The organism is Pseudomonas paraveronii, assembly GCF_963681955.1.
Classification (GTDB): domain Bacteria; phylum Pseudomonadota; class Gammaproteobacteria; order Pseudomonadales; family Pseudomonadaceae; genus Aquipseudomonas; species Aquipseudomonas paraveronii.
Genome location: NZ_OY817130.1, coordinates 4,966,658 through 4,991,566 on the forward strand (window position 1 = coordinate 4,966,658; position 24,909 = coordinate 4,991,566).

23 protein-coding genes and 2 pseudogenes are annotated in these 24,909 nt (G+C 57.9%); 18 read left to right on the top strand and 7 right to left on the bottom strand.

Features of this window, described 5'->3' with window-relative positions; genetic code table 11:
• The first annotated feature begins 76 nt into the window (after positions 1-76).
• The 9 genes and pseudogenes from U5A08_RS22875 (at position 77) to U5A08_RS22915 (ending at position 9,662) form a co-directional block, all read left to right on the top strand.
• Positions 77-346: a DUF2790 domain-containing protein gene (locus U5A08_RS22875; RefSeq protein WP_247402121.1), complete on the top strand. Its 270-nt coding sequence runs from the start codon at positions 77-79 to the stop codon at positions 344-346.
• Between the two features lie 522 nt (positions 347-868).
• A complete protein-coding gene (locus U5A08_RS22880) occupies positions 869-2,119 on the top strand; it encodes a ribonucleotide-diphosphate reductase subunit beta (RefSeq protein WP_253398284.1) in 1,251 nt (416 codons plus the stop codon).
• Positions 2,120-2,344: 225 nt separating this feature from the next.
• A pseudogene (locus tag U5A08_RS22885) lies at positions 2,345-2,890 on the top strand (transposase); the annotation flags it as partial.
• A gap of 557 nt (positions 2,891-3,447) precedes the next feature.
• A complete protein-coding gene (locus U5A08_RS22890) occupies positions 3,448-4,830 on the top strand; it encodes a saccharopine dehydrogenase C-terminal domain-containing protein (RefSeq protein WP_321848733.1) in 1,383 nt (460 codons plus the stop codon).
• A gap of 17 nt (positions 4,831-4,847) precedes the next feature.
• A complete protein-coding gene (locus U5A08_RS22895; protein WP_321848734.1) occupies positions 4,848-5,579 on the top strand; it encodes a hypothetical protein in 732 nt (243 codons plus the stop codon).
• Positions 5,576-6,487 carry an EamA family transporter gene (locus tag U5A08_RS22900; protein ID WP_321848736.1) on the top strand — a complete coding sequence of 304 codons (912 nt, stop codon included), beginning with the start codon at positions 5,576-5,578 and terminating at the stop codon, positions 6,485-6,487. Before U5A08_RS22895 ends, U5A08_RS22900 begins: the two co-directional genes overlap by 4 nt.
• Before the next feature lie 925 nt (positions 6,488-7,412).
• The gene (locus U5A08_RS22905) at positions 7,413-8,057 is read left to right on the top strand and encodes an HAD-IB family hydrolase (RefSeq protein ID WP_321852271.1); all 645 of its coding nucleotides are present in this window, start codon (positions 7,413-7,415) and stop codon (positions 8,055-8,057) included.
• A 119-nt stretch (positions 8,058-8,176) separates the two neighbouring features.
• Positions 8,177-9,130 carry a hypothetical protein gene (locus tag U5A08_RS22910; RefSeq protein ID WP_321848737.1) on the top strand — a complete coding sequence of 318 codons (954 nt, stop codon included), beginning with the start codon at positions 8,177-8,179 and terminating at the stop codon, positions 9,128-9,130.
• Positions 9,131-9,287: 157 nt separating this feature from the next.
• Positions 9,288-9,662, top strand: coding sequence for a helix-turn-helix domain-containing protein (locus tag U5A08_RS22915; RefSeq protein ID WP_321848739.1), 375 nt, complete (start codon positions 9,288-9,290; stop codon positions 9,660-9,662).
• A 64-nt stretch (positions 9,663-9,726) separates the two neighbouring features.
• On the opposite strand, the gene U5A08_RS22920 is transcribed toward U5A08_RS22915, so the two are convergent.
• The 3 genes from U5A08_RS22920 to U5A08_RS22930 all read right to left on the bottom strand — a co-directional run bounded on the left by U5A08_RS22920 (position 9,727) and on the right by U5A08_RS22930 (position 13,281).
• Positions 9,727-11,232, bottom strand: coding sequence for an amidase family protein (locus U5A08_RS22920; RefSeq protein ID WP_321848741.1), 1,506 nt, complete (start codon positions 11,230-11,232; stop codon positions 9,727-9,729).
• 139 nt (positions 11,233-11,371) lie between these two features.
• Entirely contained in the window at positions 11,372-11,911 is a 540-nt protein-coding gene (locus tag U5A08_RS22925; RefSeq protein WP_321848743.1) for a hypothetical protein, read from the bottom strand.
• Positions 11,912-12,222: 311 nt separating this feature from the next.
• On the bottom strand, positions 12,223-13,281 hold the full coding sequence (locus U5A08_RS22930; protein WP_321848744.1) for an MBL fold metallo-hydrolase: 1,059 nt from the start codon (positions 13,279-13,281) through the stop codon (positions 12,223-12,225).
• 124 nt (positions 13,282-13,405) lie between these two features.
• On the opposite strand from U5A08_RS22930, the gene U5A08_RS22935 reads away from it, so the two are divergent.
• From U5A08_RS22935 to U5A08_RS22945, 3 genes are all read left to right on the top strand, one after another.
• Complete coding sequence (locus tag U5A08_RS22935) at positions 13,406-14,032, top strand: TetR/AcrR family transcriptional regulator (RefSeq protein WP_321848746.1); 627 nt, start codon at positions 13,406-13,408, stop codon at positions 14,030-14,032.
• 191 nt (positions 14,033-14,223) lie between these two features.
• On the top strand, positions 14,224-15,282 hold the full coding sequence (locus U5A08_RS22940; RefSeq protein ID WP_253398305.1) for a diguanylate cyclase: 1,059 nt from the start codon (positions 14,224-14,226) through the stop codon (positions 15,280-15,282).
• 116 nt (positions 15,283-15,398) lie between these two features.
• A complete protein-coding gene (locus U5A08_RS22945; protein WP_253398308.1) occupies positions 15,399-15,923 on the top strand; it encodes a DUF1003 domain-containing protein in 525 nt (174 codons plus the stop codon).
• Between the two features lie 28 nt (positions 15,924-15,951).
• Here U5A08_RS22945 and U5A08_RS22950 read toward each other — a convergent pair whose 3' ends face one another.
• The gene (locus U5A08_RS22950) at positions 15,952-16,833 is read right to left on the bottom strand and encodes a LysR family transcriptional regulator (protein ID WP_321848748.1); all 882 of its coding nucleotides are present in this window, start codon (positions 16,831-16,833) and stop codon (positions 15,952-15,954) included.
• Positions 16,834-16,913: 80 nt separating this feature from the next.
• Here U5A08_RS22950 and U5A08_RS22955 point away from each other — a divergent pair, with 80 nt between their 5' ends.
• Both U5A08_RS22955 and U5A08_RS22960 read left to right on the top strand, forming a co-directional pair.
• Positions 16,914-17,621 (top strand): CTP synthase C-terminal region-related (seleno)protein, encoded by a 708-nt coding sequence (locus U5A08_RS22955; protein WP_321848749.1) that lies wholly within the window; start codon positions 16,914-16,916, stop codon positions 17,619-17,621.
• The gene (locus U5A08_RS22960) at positions 17,618-17,938 is read left to right on the top strand and encodes an antibiotic biosynthesis monooxygenase family protein (protein WP_253398314.1); all 321 of its coding nucleotides are present in this window, start codon (positions 17,618-17,620) and stop codon (positions 17,936-17,938) included. The genes U5A08_RS22955 and U5A08_RS22960 overlap by 4 nt, the downstream gene beginning before the upstream one ends.
• 58 nt (positions 17,939-17,996) lie before the next feature.
• Here U5A08_RS22960 and U5A08_RS22965 read toward each other — a convergent pair whose 3' ends face one another.
• Entirely contained in the window at positions 17,997-18,320 is a 324-nt protein-coding gene (locus U5A08_RS22965; protein WP_247407529.1) for a DUF2025 family protein, read from the bottom strand.
• A 232-nt stretch (positions 18,321-18,552) separates the two neighbouring features.
• On the opposite strand from U5A08_RS22965, the gene U5A08_RS22970 reads away from it, so the two are divergent.
• Complete coding sequence (locus U5A08_RS22970; RefSeq protein WP_321848752.1) at positions 18,553-19,704, top strand: glycerophosphodiester phosphodiesterase family protein; 1,152 nt, start codon at positions 18,553-18,555, stop codon at positions 19,702-19,704.
• An 87-nt stretch (positions 19,705-19,791) separates the two neighbouring features.
• Positions 19,792-20,100, top strand: coding sequence for a PepSY domain-containing protein (locus U5A08_RS22975; protein ID WP_253398317.1), 309 nt, complete (start codon positions 19,792-19,794; stop codon positions 20,098-20,100).
• A gap of 57 nt (positions 20,101-20,157) precedes the next feature.
• Here U5A08_RS22975 and U5A08_RS29970 read toward each other — a convergent pair whose 3' ends face one another.
• Together U5A08_RS29970 and U5A08_RS29975 are read right to left on the bottom strand one after the other, a co-directional pair.
• Positions 20,158-20,925: a methyl-accepting chemotaxis protein gene (locus U5A08_RS29970; protein WP_425262648.1), complete on the bottom strand. Its 768-nt coding sequence runs from the start codon at positions 20,923-20,925 to the stop codon at positions 20,158-20,160.
• Between the two features lie 165 nt (positions 20,926-21,090).
• A pseudogene (locus U5A08_RS29975) lies at positions 21,091-21,786 on the bottom strand (methyl-accepting chemotaxis protein); the annotation flags it as partial.
• A 259-nt stretch (positions 21,787-22,045) separates the two neighbouring features.
• Between U5A08_RS29975 and U5A08_RS22985 the strand changes: the two are divergent.
• Together U5A08_RS22985 and U5A08_RS22990 are read left to right on the top strand one after the other, a co-directional pair.
• A complete protein-coding gene (locus U5A08_RS22985) occupies positions 22,046-23,068 on the top strand; it encodes a transporter (RefSeq protein ID WP_253398321.1) in 1,023 nt (340 codons plus the stop codon).
• Between the two features lie 171 nt (positions 23,069-23,239).
• Positions 23,240-24,856 (top strand): inorganic phosphate transporter, encoded by a 1,617-nt coding sequence (locus tag U5A08_RS22990; protein ID WP_321848754.1) that lies wholly within the window; start codon positions 23,240-23,242, stop codon positions 24,854-24,856.
• The last annotated feature ends 53 nt before the right edge of the window (positions 24,857-24,909 follow it).

Genomic DNA, 24,909 nt, shown 5'->3' on the forward strand with positions numbered 1-24,909 from the left:
AAACAACCCTAAGTTACACACGTGGCCTCCAAAAGGCCCCGTGGCCCCTTTCGCCCTAAAGAAGGTAAATAGAGAAATGAAAGCTTTATTAGTTATGGCCCTCAGCAGCTTGTGCGCCACCGCCGCTCTGGCCGAGGAAGCCCCGACTGACGTAGCCGGCCAGAAAGCCCCGATTGTTGAGGACTATACCTACAGCACTCACTTGGACATCGCCAAAGTAGTGTCCATGAGCAGCATTCCAGATGTATGTGAAGTAGTCCCGGCAAAAATGGAATATGAAGATTCCAAAGGTCAGCGCCACATTCTTAACTATCACGTGATGGGTAACGGTTGCTCTAACGGGTAACAACTTCGTTAGCTCACACTGACGGTGATCTTATTTGCCGCAAGAAATTGCTCTTGCGGCCAAGAACCGGCCTCACACCCACCACACCTTCCCTCCTCTCAAAACCCCCTCGTTTGCCCCTCGCTATAAATAGCCCACCGTCCGTCAAAAAAATCCTCCTGCACCAAACCCCTGTAAACCCTCACGCTGGCTCAAATACCAGGCTTTTTGTCTGCGGTCCAAGCGCATGCGCAGCAACACAAAGCCGATTTTTTCCCTATAATGCGCGGGTAAATCGGGCCTGCAATATCCCTTTACATGGGGATGAAGAGCCAGACCTGAGGCCTCCGCAGGAGCATGCATCTATCGCTCCGCCCCTCAGCCTCACGCAGAGCACCCGTTACCCCATTGCGTTTAATGCCTGCGCTAGCTGTTGCAACAAACGATTCCTTAAGATCCACCGCGGCCCGAGGGCCGTGTGAACCCCCAACCATCCGGTTTCACACGGGCACCTTTGAGCCCTCACGCAGGAGACGACACGTCATGCTGAGCTGGGACGAATTCGACAAAGAAGAAGACGGCGAAGTAGCCACCAAAGGCGCCAACGCCGGCCACGCCACCGAAGCCAACATGGACCGCCTCGACGGTGCCGGCGCCGCCGCTGCCATCGAAGCCCGCGCCGTCACCGCCAACGACTCCGCCGCGATCATCCGCGCCAAGGCCGCTCTCGACAAACTCGACATCGCCGAAGGCCTCGCCGAGCTCGAAGGCGCCTCCGCCCGTGTCGCCGTTGACGAAAAGCGCATGATCAACTGCCGCGCCGACCTCAACCAACTCGTGCCCTTCAAGTACGACTGGGCCTGGCAGAAATACCTCGACGGCTGCGCCAACCACTGGATGCCGCAAGAGGTCAACATGACCGCCGACATCGCCCTGTGGAAAGACCCCGATGGCCTGACCGACGACGAACGCCGCATCGTCATGCGCAACCTCGGCTTCTTCTCCACCGCCGACTCGCTGGTCGCCAACAACCTGGTCCTGGCCGTGTACCGCCTGATCACCAACCCGGAGTGCCGCCAGTACATCCTGCGCCAGGCCTTCGAAGAAGCGATCCACACCCACGCCTACCAGTACTGCATCGAATCGCTGGCGATGGATGAAGGCGAAATCTTCAACATGTACCACGAGATCCCATCGGTCGCGAAAAAAGCCGCCTGGGGCCTCAAATACACGCGCTCCATCTCCGATCCGAAATTCGAAACCGGCACCGTCGATACCGACAAAGAACTGCTGCGCAACCTGGTCGCCTACTACTGCGTCCTCGAAGGCATCTTCTTCTACTGCGGCTTCACCCAGATCCTGTCCATGGGCCGCCGCAACAAAATGACCGGCGTGGCCGAGCAGTTCCAGTACATCCTGCGCGATGAGTCGATGCACCTGAACTTCGGGATCGACGTGATCAACCAGATCAAAATCGAAAACCCACACCTGTGGGACGCCGAGATGAAAGAAGAAGCGACCCAGATGATCCTGCAAGGGACGCAACTGGAGATCGAATACGCACGCGACACCATGCCACGCGGTGTACTCGGCATGAATGCGGCGATGATGGAGGACTACCTCAAGTTCATCGCTAATCGTCGTCTGTCGCAGATTGGCTTGAAGGAAGAGTATCCAGGGACGACCAACCCGTTCCCGTGGATGAGCGAGATTATGGATTTGAAGAAAGAGAAGAACTTCTTCGAGACCCGTGTGATCGAGTATCAGACTGGCGGTGCGTTGAGCTGGGATTGATTCCTGAACCCCACTTGTCGCGATGACTTGACACTTTAACTTCCGATTTGGCAAAGCCTGATTTTTTCAGGCTTTCGGATTGCGATAGGGATCTAATAGAAATAGCCGCAACGCAGCGCCGACTCCGGATTAAGTTGCATCAACTATCTGCAGGCCTCTGGTCGGAATGGTAACACCAGCATATTGACACGAAGTCAGAGCGAGCCAGGTGGAGTGTTTGCATTTTACAGCGACATCGAGGCCAGTCGTTCACTTGGCGTCGGTGAGTCGGCCCTGCGCCGTTGGGTTGACCAGGTTCAGACAGAACGCCAAGGTGTCACCCCGCCAAGCAAAGCGCTGCCCCCGGAACAGCAAAAAATTCAGGCCCTTGAGGCCCGGATCGCCCGCCTTGAACGGGAAAATCGATATTAAAAAAGCTACCGCGCTCTTGATGTCAGAAGATCACGAGCTTTGAGTGAACGCCGAACGCCTAATGTTGAACGGCTTCGATTGCGCAGCCGGGTGAGCGAGTTTTTTCACAAAGTCGCTGCGCTGCCGGCAGCCGTAGCATTCTCTCGTAGATGCGTGACAATGGTAAGCAATACAGTCGATTCAAAGTGCGCAACTTAATGCGTGAACTTGATCTCGTCAGAAAACAGCCAGGTTCTCATGCCTGTAAACGAGCGACGGTTGAACAGTTGGATATCCCGAACTCTTGAATCGGGAGTTGAATGTCCCGGCCCCAATCAGGTGTGGTGCGGCGACATCAATTCAACGGTGGACTGGCGCCAGCTCGAGCAGAAGCGCTTTCCGAGTCGTTCCGGCTGACGGTTGATCTAGCCAGCTACCCGAACGGTCAGATTGGGCGCTCGTGGGATATAGAGGGCATGCCTCTCAAATACCCTTATCAGCAAAGTAGGTTCTGCGTAATGTTCCGTCGCAGCGAGCTATAACCGCCTGATCCATCGGGATTTTTTTCTTACATATGTTTGGGTAACCAGGCGGTATCGCCGCTGTCGTAATTTCGGTGTTGACTCACGAAAAAAATTTGGTTAGAAATATTTTGTCGACACAAGGATTTCAGCGCTGCCGCAATTCGAAGCACGTGATGCATGTGTTGAGAAGACTTAGCTTAGTCATAATTAAAAAGCATAAGGAAATGCCATGATTAGCTCTCTCTTGCGTCGCCCCCCCTACACATCGCTTAATTACAGGTACACCTGTAGGTAAGTGTTTTCCGCGCTTGCCCCACTAAGCTCTCCGCAAAAATACACTTAGCAACCAGCTTTTAGCCTGGATGCCGAGATATATTCCTGCCCGCTCGTATACACTATCAAGGAAGAAAGTTTATGAACGTTGTGTTGATTGGCTACGGAACCATTGCGTCTGCGCTTATGCCGAACTTGCTCAGCGAGTTCGAGGGAGAGATTAAATGCCTTAAGGTAATAGATCCATATGGGGTCAAGAAGCTCAGCGCAGATTTCGATTGTCCTGTGGTGTGGGTGACGACGAGTGTCACTAAGGAAAACCTTGACTATTTGCTGAGCGAACTCGATTCCGACTCTTTTTTAATAAACTTGTCTGTTGATGTCTCAAGTGTCGATCTGGTTTCATTTTGCCAGAAGAAAGGGGCAAGATATATTGATACATGCATTGAGCCATGGGCCGGCCATTATGTAAATGCAGATGCAGAGCCTGCAGATCGCACCAACTACGCCCTCAGGGAAGCGATGCTGGCATTGAAGGCTGAATGCCAAAATGGCCCTACCGCTATCGTAGCGCACGGCGCGAATCCGGGTCTGGTGTCCCATTTCGCAAAGCAGGCTCTTCTGAACATTCGTGATGATATTTACGGGATAAGCCAGCCTATCCCGCAAACTCGCCAGCAGTGGGCGAAGCTGTCTGCAGATCTGGGTGTGAAAACAATTCATATTGCGGAGCATGATACCCAGGTTGCAAAACTGCCTAAGCGGCCTGGCGAGTTTGTTAATACTTGGTCGATTGATGGATTTATTGGCGAAGGTTGCCAGCCTGCTGAGTTAGGCTGGGGGACTCATGAACTTCGTTTGCCGCCAGAGGGGCAGCGGCATACGACAGGCCGCAATAGCGCGATCTACTTGAATCGTCCGGGAGCCTCGGTCAGATTGAAAACGTGGACTCCTGCTTTTGGCCCTTGCTTAGGTTTTTTGATCACACACAATGAAGCAGTTTCTCTTTCGGACTATCTAACCTGCTTTGAAGGTGAACAGGTCACTTATCGGCCTACGGTCAACTACGCTTACCATCCTTGCAGTGACGCTATACTTTCCATCCACGAACTAAGTGGCTGCTCATGGCATTCACAGCCACAAAAGAGAATTTTGCAGGGACGAGATATCACCTCGGGAGGGGATTATCTTGGCGTGCTTCTGATGGGGCATGAGAAAAATGCATATTGGTTCGGTTCTTATCTAGAGAACTCGGTTGCTCAAAAGCTCAACCCTGAAAGTTCCGCTACCTCCTTGCAAGTCGTGGCCGGCGTGATTTCAGGTATGAAATGGGCAATTGCCAATCCTTGTTGCGGGATCGTTGAGGCAGAAGAAATGGATTTTAGGTTCGTTCTCGACAATGCAAGGCCCTACCTAGGTGAAATGCTGGGGGAGTACACCGATTGGAGTCCAGTAGAAGAAGATAAAGGTCTATTTTCCATCGCTTCATCAGATAAGTGGCAGTTTGAGAATTTCATGGAATAATTGCAGGGAGCGCAATCGTGAGCTATTTGAAATCGTCTATCGGTTTAAAAAGTTATGACTGGTCTTCAGTTGATTTACTCAAACATTTGACCCCTGAAAGCATCACCGGCTCCAGGGAGGTCATTAAATCACGACAAGAACACTTCTGGCATGACATGAGTTCTGAGTTCGACTCTAAGCACTTCTTAATATACCTTATGAATCGAAGTGATTTGGACTTAAGCGATGATTTTTTGGAGTTCGTATGTCTCTGGCATCTGGATGAACAGAATCACTACAGAGGCCTTCGAAAGATTAATAGTGTTTTATATGGATTCAGAGAAGAAGATATCGATAAAGAGATCAAGTCCAGACAGCCGGAATTTGAATTGATTTCATCGTTCATGGTTGATGAGTTCACCATATTGGTATCCATTGCATTTGATGAGGTTACCAGCACTCGGGCGTATAAACAGGACTTTAAACTTTTTGATAGTCTTGGGCCTAATTGTCTGTCCGTATGGATTCGTAATGCTGCTAAAGATGAAGCGGCGCACTACGGAAATGCAATGAAACTTTTGAAGAAAAACCACTTATGCCGATTTGAAGAGATTCCAGAACTTCTTGACAAAATAGTCAGCTTCGAAATTTCTGATGGCTTCGGGTATAACAATACGTTTATTTTTGATCACGATACTGATGATTTCTCGAATGAGCTATTGATCGATAGCAAAAACACGATTCTTGAGGTTCTCGGGAGAGAGCAATGACCTGGTTATATTTTGCCCTTTTGGCGCCGCTGTTTTGGAGCCTTTCAAATATTGTTGATAAGTTCGCCATCAATAATATTACCTCCAATTGCATTTCGTTCATTTTCTTGCTGAGCATCGGTAATATTTTTTTTGCGGCGGCCATTTATGCCTATTTTCAGCCTGCTGATCTAGACTTATATATGGTTGCAATAAATATCTGCTCTGGCCTCGCAATATTTTTGCAATACTTTGCTTACAGCTACTCCTTGGAGGATATGGATGTATCGGTTGTGATTCCGATCCACCAATCTGAACCAATATTTGTATTGGCAGCATCAGTGTTGATTTTTCATGCTATCCCGACATCTTGGCAAGTGACTGGCTTTGCTTTGATAGTCGTTGGCATTCTAATACTCTGCATGTCTAGGCGAACGATTAGAGGGCTGGGCCATCCCAGACACGTAGTGGTCTTGTTGATTTCTGCTTTTTTTGGGGCCGTTTCAACCGTGATTTCAGACGAGATATTGCAAGTCAAAAGCTTGGACTCGGTACTGATTTTTAACTTTGCCGGCTATGCCCTTGGTGGGATGTTTCTTTTATTGGTACCAACGTGGAGAAAGCTCATTATTGATGATCTGAAAGTCTTGAATTATAAGCAATTTGGCATTTTTGGGGTGACGAACATCTTTGATGTTGGGGGCTATGTGTTCTTCATGGCCGCTCTGGCTGCGGGAGGAGGTGCAGCCTTGGTTTCGGTAGTCGTCAGTATCCACCCGCTATTCGTTTTGGCTTTTGGGTTCCTGGCAACGAAGCTGTTTCCAAAATTTATCGCCGAGGATATTGCACCGGGAGGCGTAGTAAGAAAATTTTTCTCGATCATCGTGATCGTGGTCGGAGTAGCAGTGATATCACTCCAGGACGTGTAAGGCCGCCCCCCCCAAAAGCATCACTTGTCAAACAAACCATTGGCCCAGCGAACCTGTTGGGCCAATGGCTTTTTAGCTATATGGTTAGTGTCCCCCCGGTGCCACTTACCTCTGTCTGTCCGACGCTTACGCGGGCATGCAGGCGAGATACCGGTTCCGCCGTGGGGTTAGCCACGGCGACTGGTGTGTATATCCGCAAGGGTTCCTGGTGCCCGCACAGTGCGGTTGCTGCTAGAGTTATCGTTTGGCGGATGGGCTGGAGTGTAAGCGGTCGGGCATCCCGTCTTGCTTAATGATCAGCGTTTGTCTGGAAGCAAGAAGTCTACCTCGTAGATACCCCGCGCCGCACGGATGAATAGGCGGACATCATCGCCCTTAAAAAGCCCTGAGCAGCTCAGGGCTTTTTTATATTTGAATAAAGTATGCTTTAAATCCCTGTCGACGGTTCGTCCGGTGATACCCAGACGAACCGTTCAAAACCACCCTCTCAACTCCTTTTCCACAGGAAAAGCACGTGCATGGATAAATGCAGAAAATGGCGATATCGCTGATAAAAGGATAATCCGCTATCAAATCCGGTCTGAACCCCAGTATCGGAAATTCGCGCAGTTTAACGATCCGCCCGCATCAGCAGCCTTTGTACCCGGCCCCATTCGTGTGTAACTGCGAACGTAATCAGTCGTCCGAACTGTCTGCGTTCACTCAAGAATTGGCTCGCTGGAGTCTCAGAAATCCCAATCCAGGCTCTGGAGTAGTAAACTCCTACGGCCATGAAAGGGTGAAATTCCCTCACGCAGAAATACAGAGCGCAGGCCCTGACCCGCCGTGATCGGACAGAACCATTAACCTGAACCCGACAGGCAGGCGCCAGTCAGAACGCTATGAACCCGCTCCACCTGATCAAGGACCACCCGTGACCCCAGACATGCTCGAAGCCGGCCCCGTGGATGCCAAAGTACTTTCCGTCTTTGATTTCGACGGCACCCTGACCCATCACGACAGTTTCGTGCCGTTCCTCAAGTTTGCCTTTGGCCCCGGCGAGTTCTATGGCCGGATGGTCAAGCTGGCGGTGCCCGGGCTGCGGTTTCTGGTGCGGCAGATCAGCCGCGACGAGTTGAAGGCGCAGTTGATCCGCACCTTTATGACCGGGGTGGAGAAGGCGTGGGTGCAACAGAAGGCCGAGGAGTACTGCCAGCGCAGTTGGGCGCGGTTGATGCGGCCGGCGGGGGTGTTGTCGGTGGAGCAGGAGCTGGGCTCGGGGGCGGTGGTGACGTTGTGTTCGGCGTCGCCGGCGTTGGTGTTGCAACCGTTTGCCGATCGGCTCGGGATCAAGTTGATCGGGACCGAGCTTGAGGTGGTCGACGGCGTGTTGACCGGCAAGCTCACCGGGAACAACTGCCGGTGCGAGAACAAGGTGCTGCGGCTTGAAGCGGTGTATGGCGACCTGGGGGAGTATCGGCTCAGGGCCTGGGGCGATACGCGCGGGGATCGGGAGTTGCTGGCGGCGGCGCAGGACGCGCATTTTCGGCATTTTCATGGGAAGAAGCAGCAGGCCAGGTTGCAGCGCTGATGCGGGCGGCGGGGGATGCCATCGCAGCCTCGCGGGGATGTGCGCCGGGTTGCGGTTTCCTAGCGACATCTGCGTAATATCCGGCTATCAATAGCCAAACCTCTCACGGACCCGAGCCCATGAAATTCGACACGGCCTACAGCCTGAGTCTCGACGACAAGCTGTCGATCTACGACGTGCGAGAGTTGAATTTCGACGAAACCGACGCCTACGACTCCGACACGGACCGTTTCCTCTGCCCCAACGATGAATGCCGCGCGGCCTTCGAAGCAGGCAATGTGCTGAGCACGTTCAACGCGAAAAATGTCAATTACCGGCGCACCCCGCATTTCAAAAACACCCCAGGCACCCGGCACATCGAGGGTTGCCGTTACGCCAGCAGCCACAAGCCTGCCACAGGCGACAGTGAGGACGAGCGCGAGGAACACTTCCCATCGGAATTTGTCCTGAGCCGGCGCACCTACCCGCGCCCCCCCCCGCTGGCGGGCACTGAAGGGCAAGCGCCACAAGACCCGGCGAATTCCCCTTCAACTCGCACCAGCGTGTCTGTCGGTTCCAACGACACTACCCCGGATAAAACCAGCGTGTTCGCCCACCCGGTGGAATGCTATGTGTCGAACCTCGACGACAAGGACAAGCTCAAGGCGATGCCCTTGAAGATCGGCGAGCATACCGCGACGTACTGGACGTTTTTCAAGAAGATCGAGTACCTGCAGGACAACCACGGCCTGATCTACTGGGGCCGGATCAAAGCGATCAAGGACTACACCAGCAGCTTTCGCATCGACTTCGAAAAGAAGGTATGGCTCGACAAGAAGCCCTACTCGGTCAACGTCTACCTGAGCAAAAAACTCATCGAGAGTTACCGCAAGCGCACAGCGTTCCTCGAGCAGATCAAAGCTGCAGCCAGCAGCGAACGGCCGTTATATTGCTTCTTTTACGGGGTGACGCCGCAGTTGAAGCAAGTACCGAGCAAGAAAAACCCCGAGCAGACGTTCGGGGTGTTCAGTGCGGATATCGAGAATCTGGATCATTTGATTATTCGCGAAGTGCCGGCGGCGCAGGCGAGTTAGCCGAGACCGTACTCGACCTCGAACACGAATACCATCGTGCAAGCCTCAAAATAGAACGGTGTCGGCGCTGGAGAAAATTCCAGTTGATGAGCGGTCAAAACAACTGTACAAAAACACAGTATAGTTTGCCCTCCCCGTCGAACCCTGGAGACACCCCATGTCCTCTCTGGCAATGAACTCTTTCGTAGAACAGCAGATCGTCCTGCATCAATTCACCGCCAAGCACAGCGTGCAGGCCCGCGTCATGCTCGGCTGGAGCCGCGAAGAGTTGTCGCGCCAGGCCGGGGTGACGGTGGATGCGATTCAACGGTTTGAAACCCAGGGCGCCGTGGAAGACGACGTGCGCCTGACCCTGGCGTTCCGCCTGGAGGCCGAAGGGTTGGTGTTTTTCCCAGGGTTTGCGCCTGGCTGGGGGATGCGTGCGCGCAAGTTGAATGCCCCCTGCGCGGAACCTGCTGCACAAAACATCCTGTCTCGATTGATGGGTTCAACAGCGGCGTCAGTTGATTCACCCACCCCGCAGGCGCAGTAACGCGATGGCACTGAGTGTGAACCCCGGCGTTGGCTACGCCAGGGTGTGAACATTGCCTGACGGCTTAAAGGCTGGGCTTGGCGACCTTCTTTGCTGCCTGCTCATAGCCATGGCCCACTGCAAGCAGTGTGGGTTCAGACCCACGGGCGCCGAAGAAATATGCACTGGTCGGCACACCGTCCTCATTCTTCCCGGACGGCACGCTGATCCCTGGGTAGCCGGCCACCGCAACCGCAAAGTAGCTGTTCGTATCAAAGTCCGACACCATGGCGTCGAGGTTTTCCCGCTCGATCAGTTCATCCACCGTGCCACGAAAATCCTCGATCATTGCGTCCCATAGCGGCTGGCGCTCGTCGGCGGTGAGGGTGGACGCGTCGATCTCCTTGAGTGTCGGTTGGTGATCGGTGTCGGTGCCATCGCGTTTTTCGTTGAACGCGATCAACTCGGATACCGACTTGACCGGCAAGCCCTCGCGCTTGGCCAGGTAGTCGTTCAACTCGTCCTTCACGTCGGCGTACAAGAGTTCGCCATAGCGTGAAGCGTCGGCCAAGCGCATATCGACCGGCACCAGCACCGCGCCTTGCGCACGAAGCACTTCAAGGGTTTGGCGAAATTGCGGGCTGTTGTCCACCGGCAGGCTTTCGCCATTCGCGGAAAAAGTCACGGGATAACCGATACGCTTGTCCTGCAGGGCACCGGGCTTGAGCAACGCGGTGTAATCAATCCCGTGGGGGGCGTCCACACTCGCGGGATCAAGAGGGTCGCGGCCCGACATCGCGTTAAGCATCAACGCAGCATCGAACACCGAGCGCGTCATCGGACCTGGCGTGTCCTGTCGATGGCTGGCTGGAATGATGCCGCTGCGGCTCAGCAAACCCACGCCAGGCTTGAAACCAACCACCCCGTTGAACGCCGCCGGCACGATGATCGAGCCATTGGTCTCGGTGCCCACCGCCAAGGGCGCGAAGCCTGCGGCGACCGCGGCGGCCGACCCAGAACTTGAACCGCCCACCTCTGCGCCCGCTTGATGCGGGTTACGCGTCTGCCCGCCCCGCACACTCGAACCATCGGGACCACCGCGAAAGCCCGCCAGTTCAGTCAAGTTGGTTTTACCCAGGATCACGGCACCCTGCTCGCGCAGACGCTCGACGATGAAGGCATCCTTGGGCGCCGCACTGCCCACCAAGCCAAAGGCGCCGGCACTGGTTTGCTGGGTATCCCCCGTCTCGATAGTGTCCTTGAGTAACACCGGAATGCCATGCAGCGGGCCACGCACCTTGCCATTGGCGCGCTCCAGATCGAGCTCGCGGGCAATCTGCAAGGCCTCGGGGTTCAGTTCAATGATCGAGCTTAATTGCGGGTCCAGCTTACGAATGCGCTCTTGCAGGTAACTGACCAGATCGACCGAAGTGAATCCACCCGGCCGGGCCATTTGCTCGCCGAGTTCGCGAACACTGGCGTATTCCGTTCCCGGGGGAACCGGCGCTGAAGCCCCCGGTGAAGGCTGCACAGGCAGCAACCGCTGCACCTGGTTGACAAACACCCCCACGCCATAACCAATACCCAACATGAAGCACCTCCCGGAGGGGTAAGAAATGATGAAGGACCAACCTTGATCCGTACACCAGTCTAAAAACCCCGCTCCACCGAAGCTGCGCGACGCAGGTCTTTCAACCTGTGGGATTGTTCAACGCCGTTGGTAGCTTTGCCTACCCCATAGCCAGACCACGGGCGTTGCGATAGCCCTGCACCAGCACCCTCAGCGAGTCTTTCGACCACTGCGCGCCATAAAACCACAGCGTCGCCCCGTCCCCCAGCGGCTCACCCAGGCTCGGGTAGCCGCTCCAGCACGCGGCATGGAACGCGGCGCTATGGCTCTCGGACACCAGCGCATCCAGCCGATATTCGCTCACACGCTCATCGATTTCATTGCGCGAATGCAGGGTGAAGCACAGGGTGTCATCAGCTCGCTCCGCCGGCACCGCCACCAGTTGGGCACCGGCCTGACGCAGGAAGCCCAACGCTTCCAGGAAGGATGCGCTGTGTTCAATCGGCTCCTGATCATTACCACGCACAAGGCGGTCGGCGAACCCCACGCGAGTGCCCGCCAACGTGTAGGGGACGGCGCAATTGCTGGAGTGTTGCACCAAGGCAGCTTCCACCTTGCCCGATTCAGTGGGCTCGACACCACTCAAGGCGATCAATGACAGCGCGGGGTCGCGCACAGGTTTCAGAGGCAGGGCCGGCACGTTATAGCCAGGGATTACAACGCCAGCACCAAGATGTGCATCGGGGACGTAGCCGATACCCAGTGCCGTCGTGGTCCCCGTTTCGATGTGAGCGTTGGAGGGCGCCTGCGCCAAACAAACCGGTTCCGCAGAGGGGGGTAAAAACGCTTCCCGCCGACAAGACATAGGCGATAGCAAAGACTTCCCACATTTATTGTCCATCAGAGCCGACTCCCGGAAATTGACGTTCCCAAGATCATCGCACTCTCATCTGGCGTTTGTCGTAGGCCTGCAACACCTTGAAAATTCCTTTTTTCCGATCTCCCCGAGCGTCAGTTCACAAGCGCGTCTTCGCCGCCCAGAACCTCCACCTCCAACCACCACGCGAAGCCTCGCGTGGGCTGGCTCAAACTGAACGCCTGCCCCATGGCCGGCGTGGCAATCGACACGTTGCGCTCCCACGCCAACGCCATGATGCGGTCGAACGGCTCGTGCCAGGCGTGGAAGGCCAGGTCGAAGGTGCCATTGTGAATCGGCAACAGCCAGCGGCCCTTGAGGTCGATGTGCGCCTGTAAGGTTTGCTCCGGTTGCATGTGTACATGAGGCCAGTCGACGTTGTAAGCACCTGTTTCCATCAGGGTCAGATCAAACGGCCCGTACTGTTCGCCGATGCGTTTGAAACCGTCGAAATAGCCGGTGTCGCCGCTGAAAAACACGCGACGCGCGCCGTCGATCATCACCCAGGAACACCACAGCGTCTGGTTGCTGTCGAACAAGCCGCGCCCGGAAAAATGCTGTGCAGGGGTGGCGACAAAATGAATGCCATCGACTTCGCTGCCCTGCCACCAATCCAACTGCCGCACTTGGTTGGCGTCCACGCCCCACTTCACCAGGATGTCGCCCACGCCCAGCGGCGCGAGGAAGTAACGGGTCTTGTCGGCCAGTTGGATGACGGCCTTGCGGTCGAGGTGGTCGTAATGGTTGTGGGACAGAATCACCGCTTCCAACGGCGGCAAATCTTCGAGGCTGATCGGCGGTGCATGGAATCGCTTGGGGCCGGCCCAACTGAACGGCGAAGCGCGTTCGGCGAAGACCGGGTCGGTCAGCCAGAATTTACCGCGCATTTTCAGCAGCACGGTGGAATGCCCCAGGCGGAACACACTATGGTCGGGGGCGGCCGACAGCTGTTCGCGGGTCAGCGAATGTACCGGAATCTCCCCGACCGGCCGCGTGCTGCGCGGCTTGTGAAACAGCATCTTCCAGAAAATACGCAAGGTTTTGCCGAAGCCGGCACGCTGTACGGGAGCATGGTTACTGAAGGTGCCTTGCTCCTGTTCGGCAGGCTTGCGCACCACAGGCGAGGGATCGAGACGGGTTGAAATCGTGGCCATTACCAGGTAACTCCTACGGACCGCTCATGAAATTACACTACACAGTGTAGTTTCAAGATTGCAACAAAACCCGGAGCAAGTAAACTACCGAGTGTAATTTTCCTCTTAGAGTCGATCCCTGTCCATGTCTGTCCCTCAACGCCTCACCGACCGCAAGCGCGAAGCCATCCTGGCCGCCGCTATCGCCGAGTTTCGGGTCAACGGGTTCGAGGTCACCAGCATGGACAAGATCGCCGCCACCGCCGGCGTTTCCAAGCGCACGGTGTACAACCACTTCCCCAGCAAAGAAGAGTTGTTCGCCGAAATTCTCAACCAACTCTGGGCCAGCAGCGTCGCGCAACTCGACGTGAACTACGCCAGCGATCGCCCGCTGCGTGAACAACTGCGCGGCTTGCTGCAAGCCAAGATGAAGATGATGTCGGACGCTAACTTCCTCGACCTGGCCCGGGTCGCCATCGCCGCCACCATTCACTCGCCAGAACGCGCCCAGGACATGGTCAACCGCTTGAGCATGCGCGAAGAAGGTTTCACTCAATGGGTGCGCGCCGCCCAGGAAGACGGCCGGCTCACGTGTACCGACCCGGCCTTCGCCGCGCACCAGATTCAAAGCCTGCTCAAGGCGTTCGCCTTCTGGCCGCAGATCACCCTCGGCCAACCCACCCTCGACGCCGCCGACCAGGCCCGCGTGATCGAGTCGGCAATCGATATCTTCCTGGCCGGCTACGAAGCTGGCGCTCGCCGCTCGCAGTAAACAACCGTTGCATATGCGACATCCCTGGTCGTTTTTGGCCTATTTGCCCTCTGTTTTGCGCGAATGGCCTGGAAGGCCACTGATTATTCCTACGCAAATAACTGACAATATTCACAAGTATTATCCGATCAACGGTTCTCCCTGCACGCGCGCGCGGCCGAATCTGCGAAAAAAAGCTGACCCGGAAATCTATGGAAAACAGACGAGGCAAAGGGCTTTCATTTGCCAGGCGTATTTACAAGCCAAGGATCATCGGCCTGGGTATCGGCTGCATCAGTGTCTTCGGCGGCTTGTACCCGCTCGCGATGCCGGGCTGGGTGTGGGCGTTCCTGCTGTTCAATGGGCTCGCGTGGGCACATGTGGCGTACCAGCTGTCAATCCGCTCCCCCTTCCCCTACCAGGCCGAACAGCGCAACATTTTGTATGACTCGTTGTGCGGCGGTTTCTGGGCCGCCGCCGCTCAGTTCACGCCGCTGACGACCGTGACCATCCTTTCGATGATGACCATGAACAACTTCGCCGCTGGCGGCAGTCGCCTGTTCCTGCGCGGTTTGCTCGCGCAGGGCGCAGGGATCGGGGTGGCATGGGCGCTGTTCGGCATGCGCTTCAACCCCGACGTCAGCCCGCTCCAGGTCTACACCTGCTTGCCGATGTTGACGTTGTACCCCATGGCCATCGGCAGGGTCTGCTACGAGTTGGCGATCAAACTGTCGGAACATAAACGCGCCCTCAGCGCCCTGAGCCGCACCGACAGCCTCACCGGCCTGCTCAACCACGGTTCGTGGAAAGATCTGCTGCACCTCAAGTTCCACAAGTGCCAGCAGCAACAAAGCCACGCCACCATCGCGCTGATTGATATCGATCACTTCAAACAGATCAACGACACTCACGGCCATATCGTCGGCGACGCCGTGCTGCGGCAACTGAGCGTGGAGATACGGCGTAACCTGCGGAAAAACGATTTGGCCGGCCGTTACGGAGGCGACGAGTTCTGTGTGATTCTTCCGCAAATGCCCTTGGAAGAAGCCGCACGGGTCATGGAGCGCATACGCGAAACCTTCAGCAATTACCGTAACCCGCAAATCCCCGAGCTGCGCGTGAGCCTGAGCATTGGCCTGGCCGATTTCCAACTCATCTTCACCGATGCCGCCACCTGGCTGAATGCGGCGGATCGCGCGCTGTACGCGGCCAAAGACACCGGGCGTAACCGGGTCAATGCCAGCAACTACGCGATCGCCCATTCCGCCTGAAGTTTTCACACGACTCCTCGTAGGCAACCATGTCGTCCCCGGGTTATTCATGCGTAAGACAGATCGCCAAGGCTATAGTGGACACCTGTCTTAAACACTGATGACCCGAGTTTTCCATGACCCCAACACCCGACAAACCCAAAGCCGCCCCCGTCGATTATCTGCGCTTCCATCGACGCCACGCCCACCTGGCGCCGACCTTTGGCACCGACACCTTCGCCCTCAAGGCCGAGGCTTTCGCACGCTTCTTCGGCACACCGACTTTCCTCGGCGCACAAACCTTGATCGTGGCCGTGTGGATTGTGCTCAACGTCACCGGCATCACGCACTTCGACGTCTACCCGTTCATCCTGCTCAATCTGGCCTTCAGCCTGCAAGCGGCCTACGCGGCGCCGCTGATCCTGCTGGCCCAGACACGCCAGGCCGCTCGCGACAAAGCCCAGTCCGACGCCGACGCGCAGCACCGTGAAGCGCTGGCCGTCGCCAATGCCGAGCGCCAGGCCGAGACGCAGAACACCAGCAAACAGCTGTTGGAACTGCTGGAGCTGAACACCCGGCTGACAGAAATGACCAAGCAACTGACCGAGCGTATCGAGACCCTGACGTGTGAGATGCATGAGCAGTTTGTGCGAAAACCATAAGTCCCCCAGACATTCGGCCGGCGGGGTGTCAGGGGCTCAATCGCACATGCCGCCCCAGTTGATCAAACAGCGTCACCACCGAGCGCAATGCCCGGCAATCGGGGCGCGTCAGCAGCCATAGCGCCGTGTCATGCCCCGCCAACGCGGGGCCCAACGGTTGCAGGCGTTCATCCAACAGAAAGTCCGGCAGCGCCGCCACGCCCAGCCCCGCCCGCACCAGTTCGGTGACCGACAACATGCTGTTGCAGCGATAGCTGGGACGCACGCCCGGCAACTGCGCACGGCGCCAGGCGACGGTGGGGTGATCGGGCAGGAAGTCATCCGGCGCGATCCAGGCCAACTCCGCCAGCTCGCGTCCTGCGTGCTGACGCGCAAAATCTGTGCTGGCGCACACCTGATACTGCACGGTGCCGAGGCAACGCCCTACCAGATGCTCCGGTGGTGTCCGGGTCAGGCGCAGGGCGATGTCGGCATCGCGGCGGCTGAGGTTGGCGAAATCATTCGAGGTGCTCAGCTCCAGGGTCAGCGCCGGGTAATCCGGCATGAACTGCGCCAGCGCCGGCAGCAACAAGCCTTGCAGCACCGAGTCGGTGCAGGTCAGGCGCACCGTGCCGCTGATCACTTCACCGCCCTGTTCCACGCCGATGCGCGCGGCCTCCAGGGCTTGTTCGGCGCGTTCGGCCTGCTGCGCCAGGTGGCTGGCCAGGCTGGTCGGCAGGTAGCCGGCGCGGCTTTTTTCAAACAACGTCTGGCCCAGCGCAGCCTCCAGCCGCCGCACGGCGCGGAACACCGTCGACACATCCACCCGCAACAACGCCGCCGCCCGCGCCAGGCTGCCACCGCGCACCAGGGCGAGGATCAGCGACAAGTCGGGGTAATCGATCTGATAGTGCGTTGCTGCATTGAACATGTGGGTAAACGCCAATATTGATTGCGTGAACGCCAATCTATAGTGCGCACCAGGACACGACAAGCCAGGGGAAGCCTCAAATGAAAGCCAGCACGCTGCACCTCGCCCTGATCGGCGATTACAACCCCGATGTGATTGCGCACCAAGCCATTCCCGTGGCGCTGCAACAGGCCGCCGACGCCTTGGGCCTGACGGTTCACCTTCAATGGCTGGAGACCGACACCCTCAGCGCCACCTCCGAACTACAAGGTTTCGATGGTTTTTGGTGCGTGCCCGCCAGCCCGTACCGTGACACCGATGGCGCACTGCACGCGATCCATTTTGCCCGCGAACAGCGGCGCCCTTTCCTCGGTACCTGCGGCGGCTTTCAACACGCGGTGCTGGAATATGCCCGCAATGTGTTGGGCTGGGCCGATGCCGAACACGGCGAGTTGGTCCCGAATGCCCAACGTGCAGTGATCGCGCCACTGAGTTGCGCTCTAGTGGAGGCCAGCGACACCGTGCGCCTGGCCGCCTACACCCGTATCGCCGACGCCTACGGCACACTCGATATTCATGAAGGCTATCGCTGCCGCTACGGCATCAACCCCGACTTCGCCAGCGCGCTGCTGGAAGGCGCTCTGATCCCCAGCGGCCACGACTCGGCCGGCGACCTGCGCGCCGTGGAGCTGCTGGACCATCCGTTCTTCGTCGCCACCCTGTTCCAGCCCGAACGCGCCGCGCTCCAGGGCGTCACGCCGCCGCTGGCGATTGCCCTGCTCAAGGCCTGCCAGGAGACCTCGGTATGATTGCCCACACCCCCGCCCCGCCTTACTACGCGGTGATTTTCAGCTCACTGCGCACCGCCGGTGACCACGGTTACGGCGAGGCGGCCACACGCATGCTGGAACTGGCGCGTGAGCAACCGGGCTTCCTCGGGGTTGAATCGGCGCGGGAGGATGGCGTGGGGATCACCGTATCGTACTGGCGCAGCGAGGCCGACATCCTCGCCTGGAAACAGCAGGCCGAGCATCGGGCGGTACGCGAGCAGGGGCGTTCCACCTGGTACTCGGCGTTTCACACACGCGTGTGCAAGGTGGAGCGCGCCTACGCGTTCCCGCATTGAGAGGCGACCGCAAGCCCTCGCACAGGTGATCCTCAGCGACGAGACACAGGCTGTCGGGCTAGCTGACGAGGCTGCGCAACGCACTGATCTGCGGGATCTCCACCCGCCGCATGTACACACGCAGCGGCTCGGTGATGTTGATGCGGTCGTCGATGTTCTGATCAAGCAGCAATTGCAGGCGCTCACGGGACAACGTCATGGCGTGCTCGGGGGCCGGTAGCCAGACAAACTCGGCAGTGGGGATGATGCCGTCATCGGCCACGTCCATGCCGAAGGAGTCTTCGCTGAAACGCACGATGTACTGGCCGGTCTTGCGGTTGAGGCCGACAAAACCGTGAAGCTGGTCGGCGGCCTGGCAGATAAGCTCGGAGGTGATGCGCATGGTAAACCTCACTGAAAAGTCCCACAGGGACTGGAAAGATGGTTTACACGCGTGGCGGAAAGTACTGCCCTCTTACGGGGCGGTTTGCGGCAAGAGTACTGCAAAGTCGCGCAAAAAAACCCAGAAAATTGGCGCGTGCGCACGTTAATGTCGGTTTGGTGATAGCGCCTTGCGTTATCAATTGTTAAAAAGGAGGCCTTCTCAAAGCTCTCTCCACGAAAGGACTCCGCATATGCCTGTCACGTTTACCAACGGCCCGGTGCCCGCCACTATAGGGAGCGCCTTGCTGCTCGCCCTGATGCTCGGCCTTGGCCAGGCGCAGGCTGCCGACCCGATCAGCCCGGCTGAATTGGCAACTAACGAAGGCATTCCCTACCCTGCCGTGATCGCCCACCGTGGTGCGTCCTACGACGCCCCTGAGTCCACCGCCGCCGCCTACAAGGTCGCACGCGACCTGGGCGCCGACTACCTGGAGTTGGACCTGCAGCGCAGCAAGGACGGCGTACTGTTCGCCCTGCACGACAACAACCTGCAACGCACCACCGACGTGGCCACCAAGTTCCCCGAGCGCAAAGACGCCCCGGCCAACGAGTTCACCTGGAAAGAACTGCAAACCCTCGACGCCGGCAGTTGGTTCAACGCCGCCTACCCGGACCGCGCACGCCCCGGCTTCGTCGGCCTGAAGATCCTCAGCCTGGACGACATCATCAAGATCGCCGAAGGCAACCCGCAGCACAAACCGGGCTTGTACATCGAAACCAAAGAGCCCAAGCAATTCCCGGGCATCGAAGCCGACCTGAAAAACAAGCTGCTGGATAAAGGCTGGTTGAGCTCCGCCGGCTCCAAACTGGGCAAGAGCAACACCGGTGTCGGCCAGGGCAAGGGCCGCGTGGTGCTGCAAACCTTCGAAACGGCCAGCCTGAAAGAGCTGCAGAAAGAGATGCCGAACACCCCGAAGATCCTGCTACTGTGGGTAGGTGAAGGCAGCATCGAGCCGAAATCCAAGCAAACCTTCGCCGAATCCGGCGAACCGACCAAGGCGGCTTACTACGCCAAGCAAGAACCGAAAGACGCCGCCGAGTTCGAAAAATGGCTCGACGAAGCCAAGAGCCTCGGCGCCATCGGCACCGGCCCGTCGGCGGAGCTGACCGCCCACGGCGACCAGAGCTACACCGACCTGGTGAAGCCTGAAATGAACACGCTGACCCACGACAAGGGCCTGCTGGTGCACGTCTATACCGTGGATGAACCCGTGGACTTCGAGAAAGTGATGAAAAACGGCGTCGACGGCATCTTCACCAACCGCGCCGCCGAACTGCTGAAGTTCTACAAGCGCTGGCCGTCGTCCAGCGTGCAGGATTTGCTGAACGACCATAAGTACTGAATAAGTCAGTGTGCCATTAAGGATGAATTAAGTTGCGCTGGTTAATCTGGCGCCACTTAAACAGCTCACCAAAAAAGGATACACACCATGAAAACCTTGACCGCTCTGTTCGCAGCGACTGCCCTGACCCTGACCGCCGGCCTGGCCCAGGCCGATGTCCGCCCGGATCAAATCGAAGGTCTGCTCAAATCCGGTGCCGTAATGCCTTTCGAGAAACTCAACGCCGCCGCCGTGGCCAAACATGCAGGCGCCAAGATTACCGACACCGAGCTGGACCACAACAACAGCGGCGTGCTGGTCTACGAAGTTGAACTGACCGACACCGCCGGCAAGCGCTTTGAAGTGAAACTCGACGCCAAGACCGGCACCGTACTGGAAGACAAGCAAGACACCTGAGTAAAAACCTAAAAAACGCGCCACCTTCGGGTGGCGCGTTTTTTTATGGCCGCCCGATCAAGCGCCCAGTCGCGCCGTCACCTCGTTCAACTCGCCGGACAAACCACGCAGATTCTGGCTCGCCGCTTCGGTGCGCTTCACGTTGTCGAGGTTGGCGGTGGCCACGGTGGTGATCTGGGTGATATTGCGCGAAATATCCTCGGCCACCGACGTCTGCTCCTCGGCCGCCGTGGCGATCTGGCGGTTCATGTCGCGAATCGCTTCAATAGCCTGGGTGATGTGAGCGAGCATCGCGCCGGCCTGGGTGACTTTTTCCACGCTGTCATCGCTGCACGACTGGCCCGTGACAATCGCCTCGGCCGCATCGACCGCGCCGGTTTGCACGGCCTGGATAATCTGGTTGATCTCGATGATCGACGCCGCCGTGCGTTGCGCCAGGCTGCGCACTTCATCGGCCACCACCGCGAACCCACGCCCCGCCTCGCCTGCCCGTGCCGCCTCGATCGCGGCGTTGAGCGCCAGCAGGTTGGTCTGCTCGGCGATCCCGCGAATCACTTCCAGCACTTTACCGATGCGCACACTGTCGGTTTCCAGACGGCGGATGATGGTGCCGGTGTTGAGGATCTCAGTGCGCATCTGGCCGATGGTGGCGATAGTGACTTTCATCACTTCGCCGCCCTCGCGGGCCGAGTGGTCCGCATCATCGGCCGCACGTGAGGCACTGGCGGCGTGGCGCGCCACTTCCTGGGCGGTGGCCGACATTTCGGTCATGGCCGTGGCCACCTGGTCGGTGCGGCTGAATTGATCATGGGTACCGGTCGCCATCTGCCCGGCGATCGAATTCAACTCACTGCTGGCGCCGACCAAGTCAGTGGCACTGCGCTGCAGGCGGCTGAAGGTTTCGGCCAAAAAGTCGCGCAAGGTGTTCGCCGCCTCCGCTAACTGCCCCAGTTCGTCCTGGCGACGACTGGCGACACGCTCGGCAAAACGACCGTGGCTCAGTTGGCTCACATAGCCGATCAAACCTCGGATCGGCAGGATCAGGTTGCGGTTGATCAACCACAGGCTGAACAAGCCAATCAACACGCCGGACAGCAACATAATCGTCAGGCCCACCATCACCGTGCGCTCGACATGGGCGCTGATGGTCTGGGATTGTTGGGTGCTTTGGGCACGCAAGTCGCTGACCAGGGCGCTCATCTGTTCACTGGCGGCGCGGTCCACGCCCTTGACCGCGGTGTCGCCGACGCTCGGGTCGGCGCCGGCGGCCACGTAGGCATCGCGACCCTTCTGGTAGGAAACGCCAAGCTGCTGGTGTTCTTGACGCAGGTTCTGGATCCGCTGGTTCAGCGCCGGGTCACCGGCAGTCTGGGTGACCAACCGCGCGAGAATGCCTTGTACATCGCGTTGCCGGTCCTGGAACTGGCCCCAGTATTTCTCCAGGTCCTGAGGCTGTTTGCCGCGTAACAGCACGTTTTTCCATTCCTGCACCTGCACCTTGAACTGCAGGTTGGCCTCATCGATCAGCTGTGAAGTGAGCAACGGCCCTTCGAGCAAACTGCGGTAACTCTGCACCCCGTTGGAGAGGAAGTTGAAACAGGCCAGGGCGATCAATAACATCGCCAGCAGGCTGCCACCGAGTAGCGACAAAATCTGTGCCCGCAGGGATGTTCGCAAAAAAGTCATCGGAAAAAGCCTCGAAACAAGGAAAAATGCAAATACGTCATGACTTCCCTGTCATCAAAGGTGCCGCCATCCGCAGCGGTTCTTGTGCTCTGAATCGGCCGTTCTAGACGCTTCTTGAGCCCACTTCGACAAGCGGTCAATAAAGTGTCACCAAAGCGAAACAAGTCGAAAACCGTCATAAAACTGTCAAACTTCCTTGCAATGATTCGCCCACGCGAACCTGTGAAACGTCCTACAGGTCCTTTCTCTGTGAGACGCCATGAACCACAGCATCGACCACAGCCACCAGGATTCCGATCTGTTTGGCTTGCTTTACGGTTTCCGTTTTCGCCCTGGTGAGAAAGGTGAGCAAATTGACTCAGCCACCGCCCTCCAGGCCTTGCAGCAACCGCAAGACCCGGAAGAGTTTCTATGGCTGCACCTGAACCTGGCCCACGCCGGATGCGAGCGCTGGATGCAGGCGCACCTGGCCTTGCCTGAAGAGTTTTTCGAAGCCCTGCATGAGGGCTCGCGCTCCACCCGTATCGAACACGTCGACTCGGCCTTGCTGGCGGTGGTCAACGACGTGGTGTTCAACTTCAGCAGCATGGTCTCGTCGGATATTTCCACGTTGTGGGTCTGCGCCCGCAGTCGCTTGCTGATCAGCGCGCGCCTGCAACCGCTGCACTCGGTGGATAAGTTGCGCTCATCGGTAAAAGCCGGTGAACGCTTTCGCTCGCCGCTGGAGTTGCTGGTGCACCTGCTGCGCGACCAGGGCGAGGTGCTGACGCAGATCGTGCGCAAGACCAGCATCAGCGTCGACCATATCGAAGATCAATTACTCTCCTCGCGCTTGTCCACCAACCGCGCCGAGCTGGGCGCCATGCGCCGGGTGCTGGTGCGCCTGCAACGCCTGCTGGCGCTGGAGCCGGGCTCGCTGCTGCGCCTGCTCAACCGCCCGCCGCAGTGGTTGCAAAAGGAAGACGTCAAGGAATTGCGCAAATCCACCGAGGAATTTGCACTGATCATCAACGACCTGACGGCCCTGGGCGAACGCATCAAGTTGTTGCAAGAAGAAATCGCCGCCAACCTCAACGAACAAAGCAACCGCACACTGTTTACGCTGACGGTGGTGACGGTGTTGGCATTGCCGATCAATATCATCGCCGGCTTTTTCGGCATGAACGTGGGCGGGGTGCCGCTTTCCCAAGATCCGGAAGGCTTCTGGATTCTGGTGGCGCTGGTCGCGACCTTCACCTTGATTGCCGGGCGCTGGGCCTTCAGAAAGCGCACAGACTACTGAAGCTGAAATGCGCTGAACACCTGTGTGCGGGCTTGCTCGCCCGCACATTGACGTGTGGTGTTTATCGACCAGCGGCCAATCCAATCAGCTAAACACTGACCTATCGCAGCATCTCCGTCACATTCTGCAATGATCATGGGCGACATCCTCCCCGATACTGGATGCTGCGGCATGGCCACCCCTTCCCTGACTGCTTCAACGCATACGTCATCCGTTGATACCCAACCCAGGCTGGACAAAAAACCCGGACTGGTAACGGTGATCATCTTCTTCGCCGTGCTCGCCATGGGTCTGTTGTTCACCGCCTACAGCCTGATGCATGACATGCGCGAATTGGGCGCGGTGGTCACTACCTGGACGCCGTTCCTGCTGCTGGGCGTGGCACTGCTGATTGCCCTGGGTTTCGAATTCGTCAACGGCTTCCACGACACTGCCAACGCCGTGGCGACGGTGATCTACACCAACTCGCTGCCGCCGCAATTCGCGGTGCTGTGGTCGGGTTTTTTCAACTTCCTCGGGGTACTGCTCTCCAGCGGCGCAGTGGCGTTCGGCATCATTGCCCTGCTGCCGGTCGAGCTGATTTTGCAGGTGGGTTCCTCGGCCGGTTTCGCGATGATCTTCGCCCTGCTGATCGCGGCGATCCTGTGGAACCTCGGCACCTGGTGGCTCGGCCTGCCGGCCTCGTCCTCCCACACCCTGATCGGTTCGATCATCGGCGTCGGCGTGGCCAATGCCCTGATGCACGGGCGTGATGGCACCAGCGGCGTGGACTGGAGCCAGGCGATCAAGATCGGTTATGCCCTGCTGCTCTCGCCGCTGATCGGCTTCGCGTTTGCCGCGTTGCTGGTGCTGGCCTTGCGCGCGTTCGTGAAAAACCGCGCGCTGTACAAGGCGCCGAAAGGCGACACCCCGCCGCCGTGGTGGATTCGCGGCATGCTGATCGTCACCTGCACCGGCGTGTCGTTCGCCCACGGCTCCAACGACGGGCAAAAAGGCATGGGCCTGATCATGCTGATCCTGGTCGGCACCCTGCCAATGGCGTATGCGCTGAACCGCGCCATGCCCGCCGAACAATCGCTGCAGTTTGCCGCGGTGGCCGAAGTGACCCAGGTCGCACTGATGAAAAGCGCGCCGCAAGCGCTGCCGGGCGACCCGCGCCCCATCCTCTCGACCTACGTGCGCACCAAGGACGCCACGCCCGAGTTGATCCCGGCCCTCGCCGCCCTCGCCGGCCAGATCGGTGACGAAGTCAAAGGCTATGGTTCTTTGGCCAAAGTCCCCGCCGAGGCCGTCCGCAACGTGCGTAACGACATGTACCTGACCAGCGAAACCATCCGCTTGATGGACAAGGGCAAGGTCGGCAATTTCGACGCCGACACCCAAGGCAAGCTGCAATTGTTCAAGCAGCAGATCGACAACTCCACGCGTTTTATTCCGCTGTGGGTGAAGATCGCCGTGGCCATCGCACTGGGGCTCGGGACCATGGTCGGCTGGAAGCGCATCGTGGTGACCGTGGGCGAGAAGATCGGCAAGACACACCTGACGTATGCCCAAGGCGCCTCGGCCGAGACGGTGGCGATGCTGACCATTGGCGCTGCGGATATGTTCGGCTTGCCGGTGTCGACCACCCATGTGTTGTCGTCCGGCGTGGCGGGCACCATGGTGGCGAACGGTGCGGGTTTGCAGATGAAGACCATCCGCAATTTGCTGATGGCCTGGGTGTTGACGTTGCCGGCGGCGATTCTGCTGTCGGGTAGCCTGTACTGGCTGTTCACCCAGATCTTCTGACACGCCACAGAATCAAATGTGGGAGGGAGCTTGCCCCCTCCCACATTTTGTTT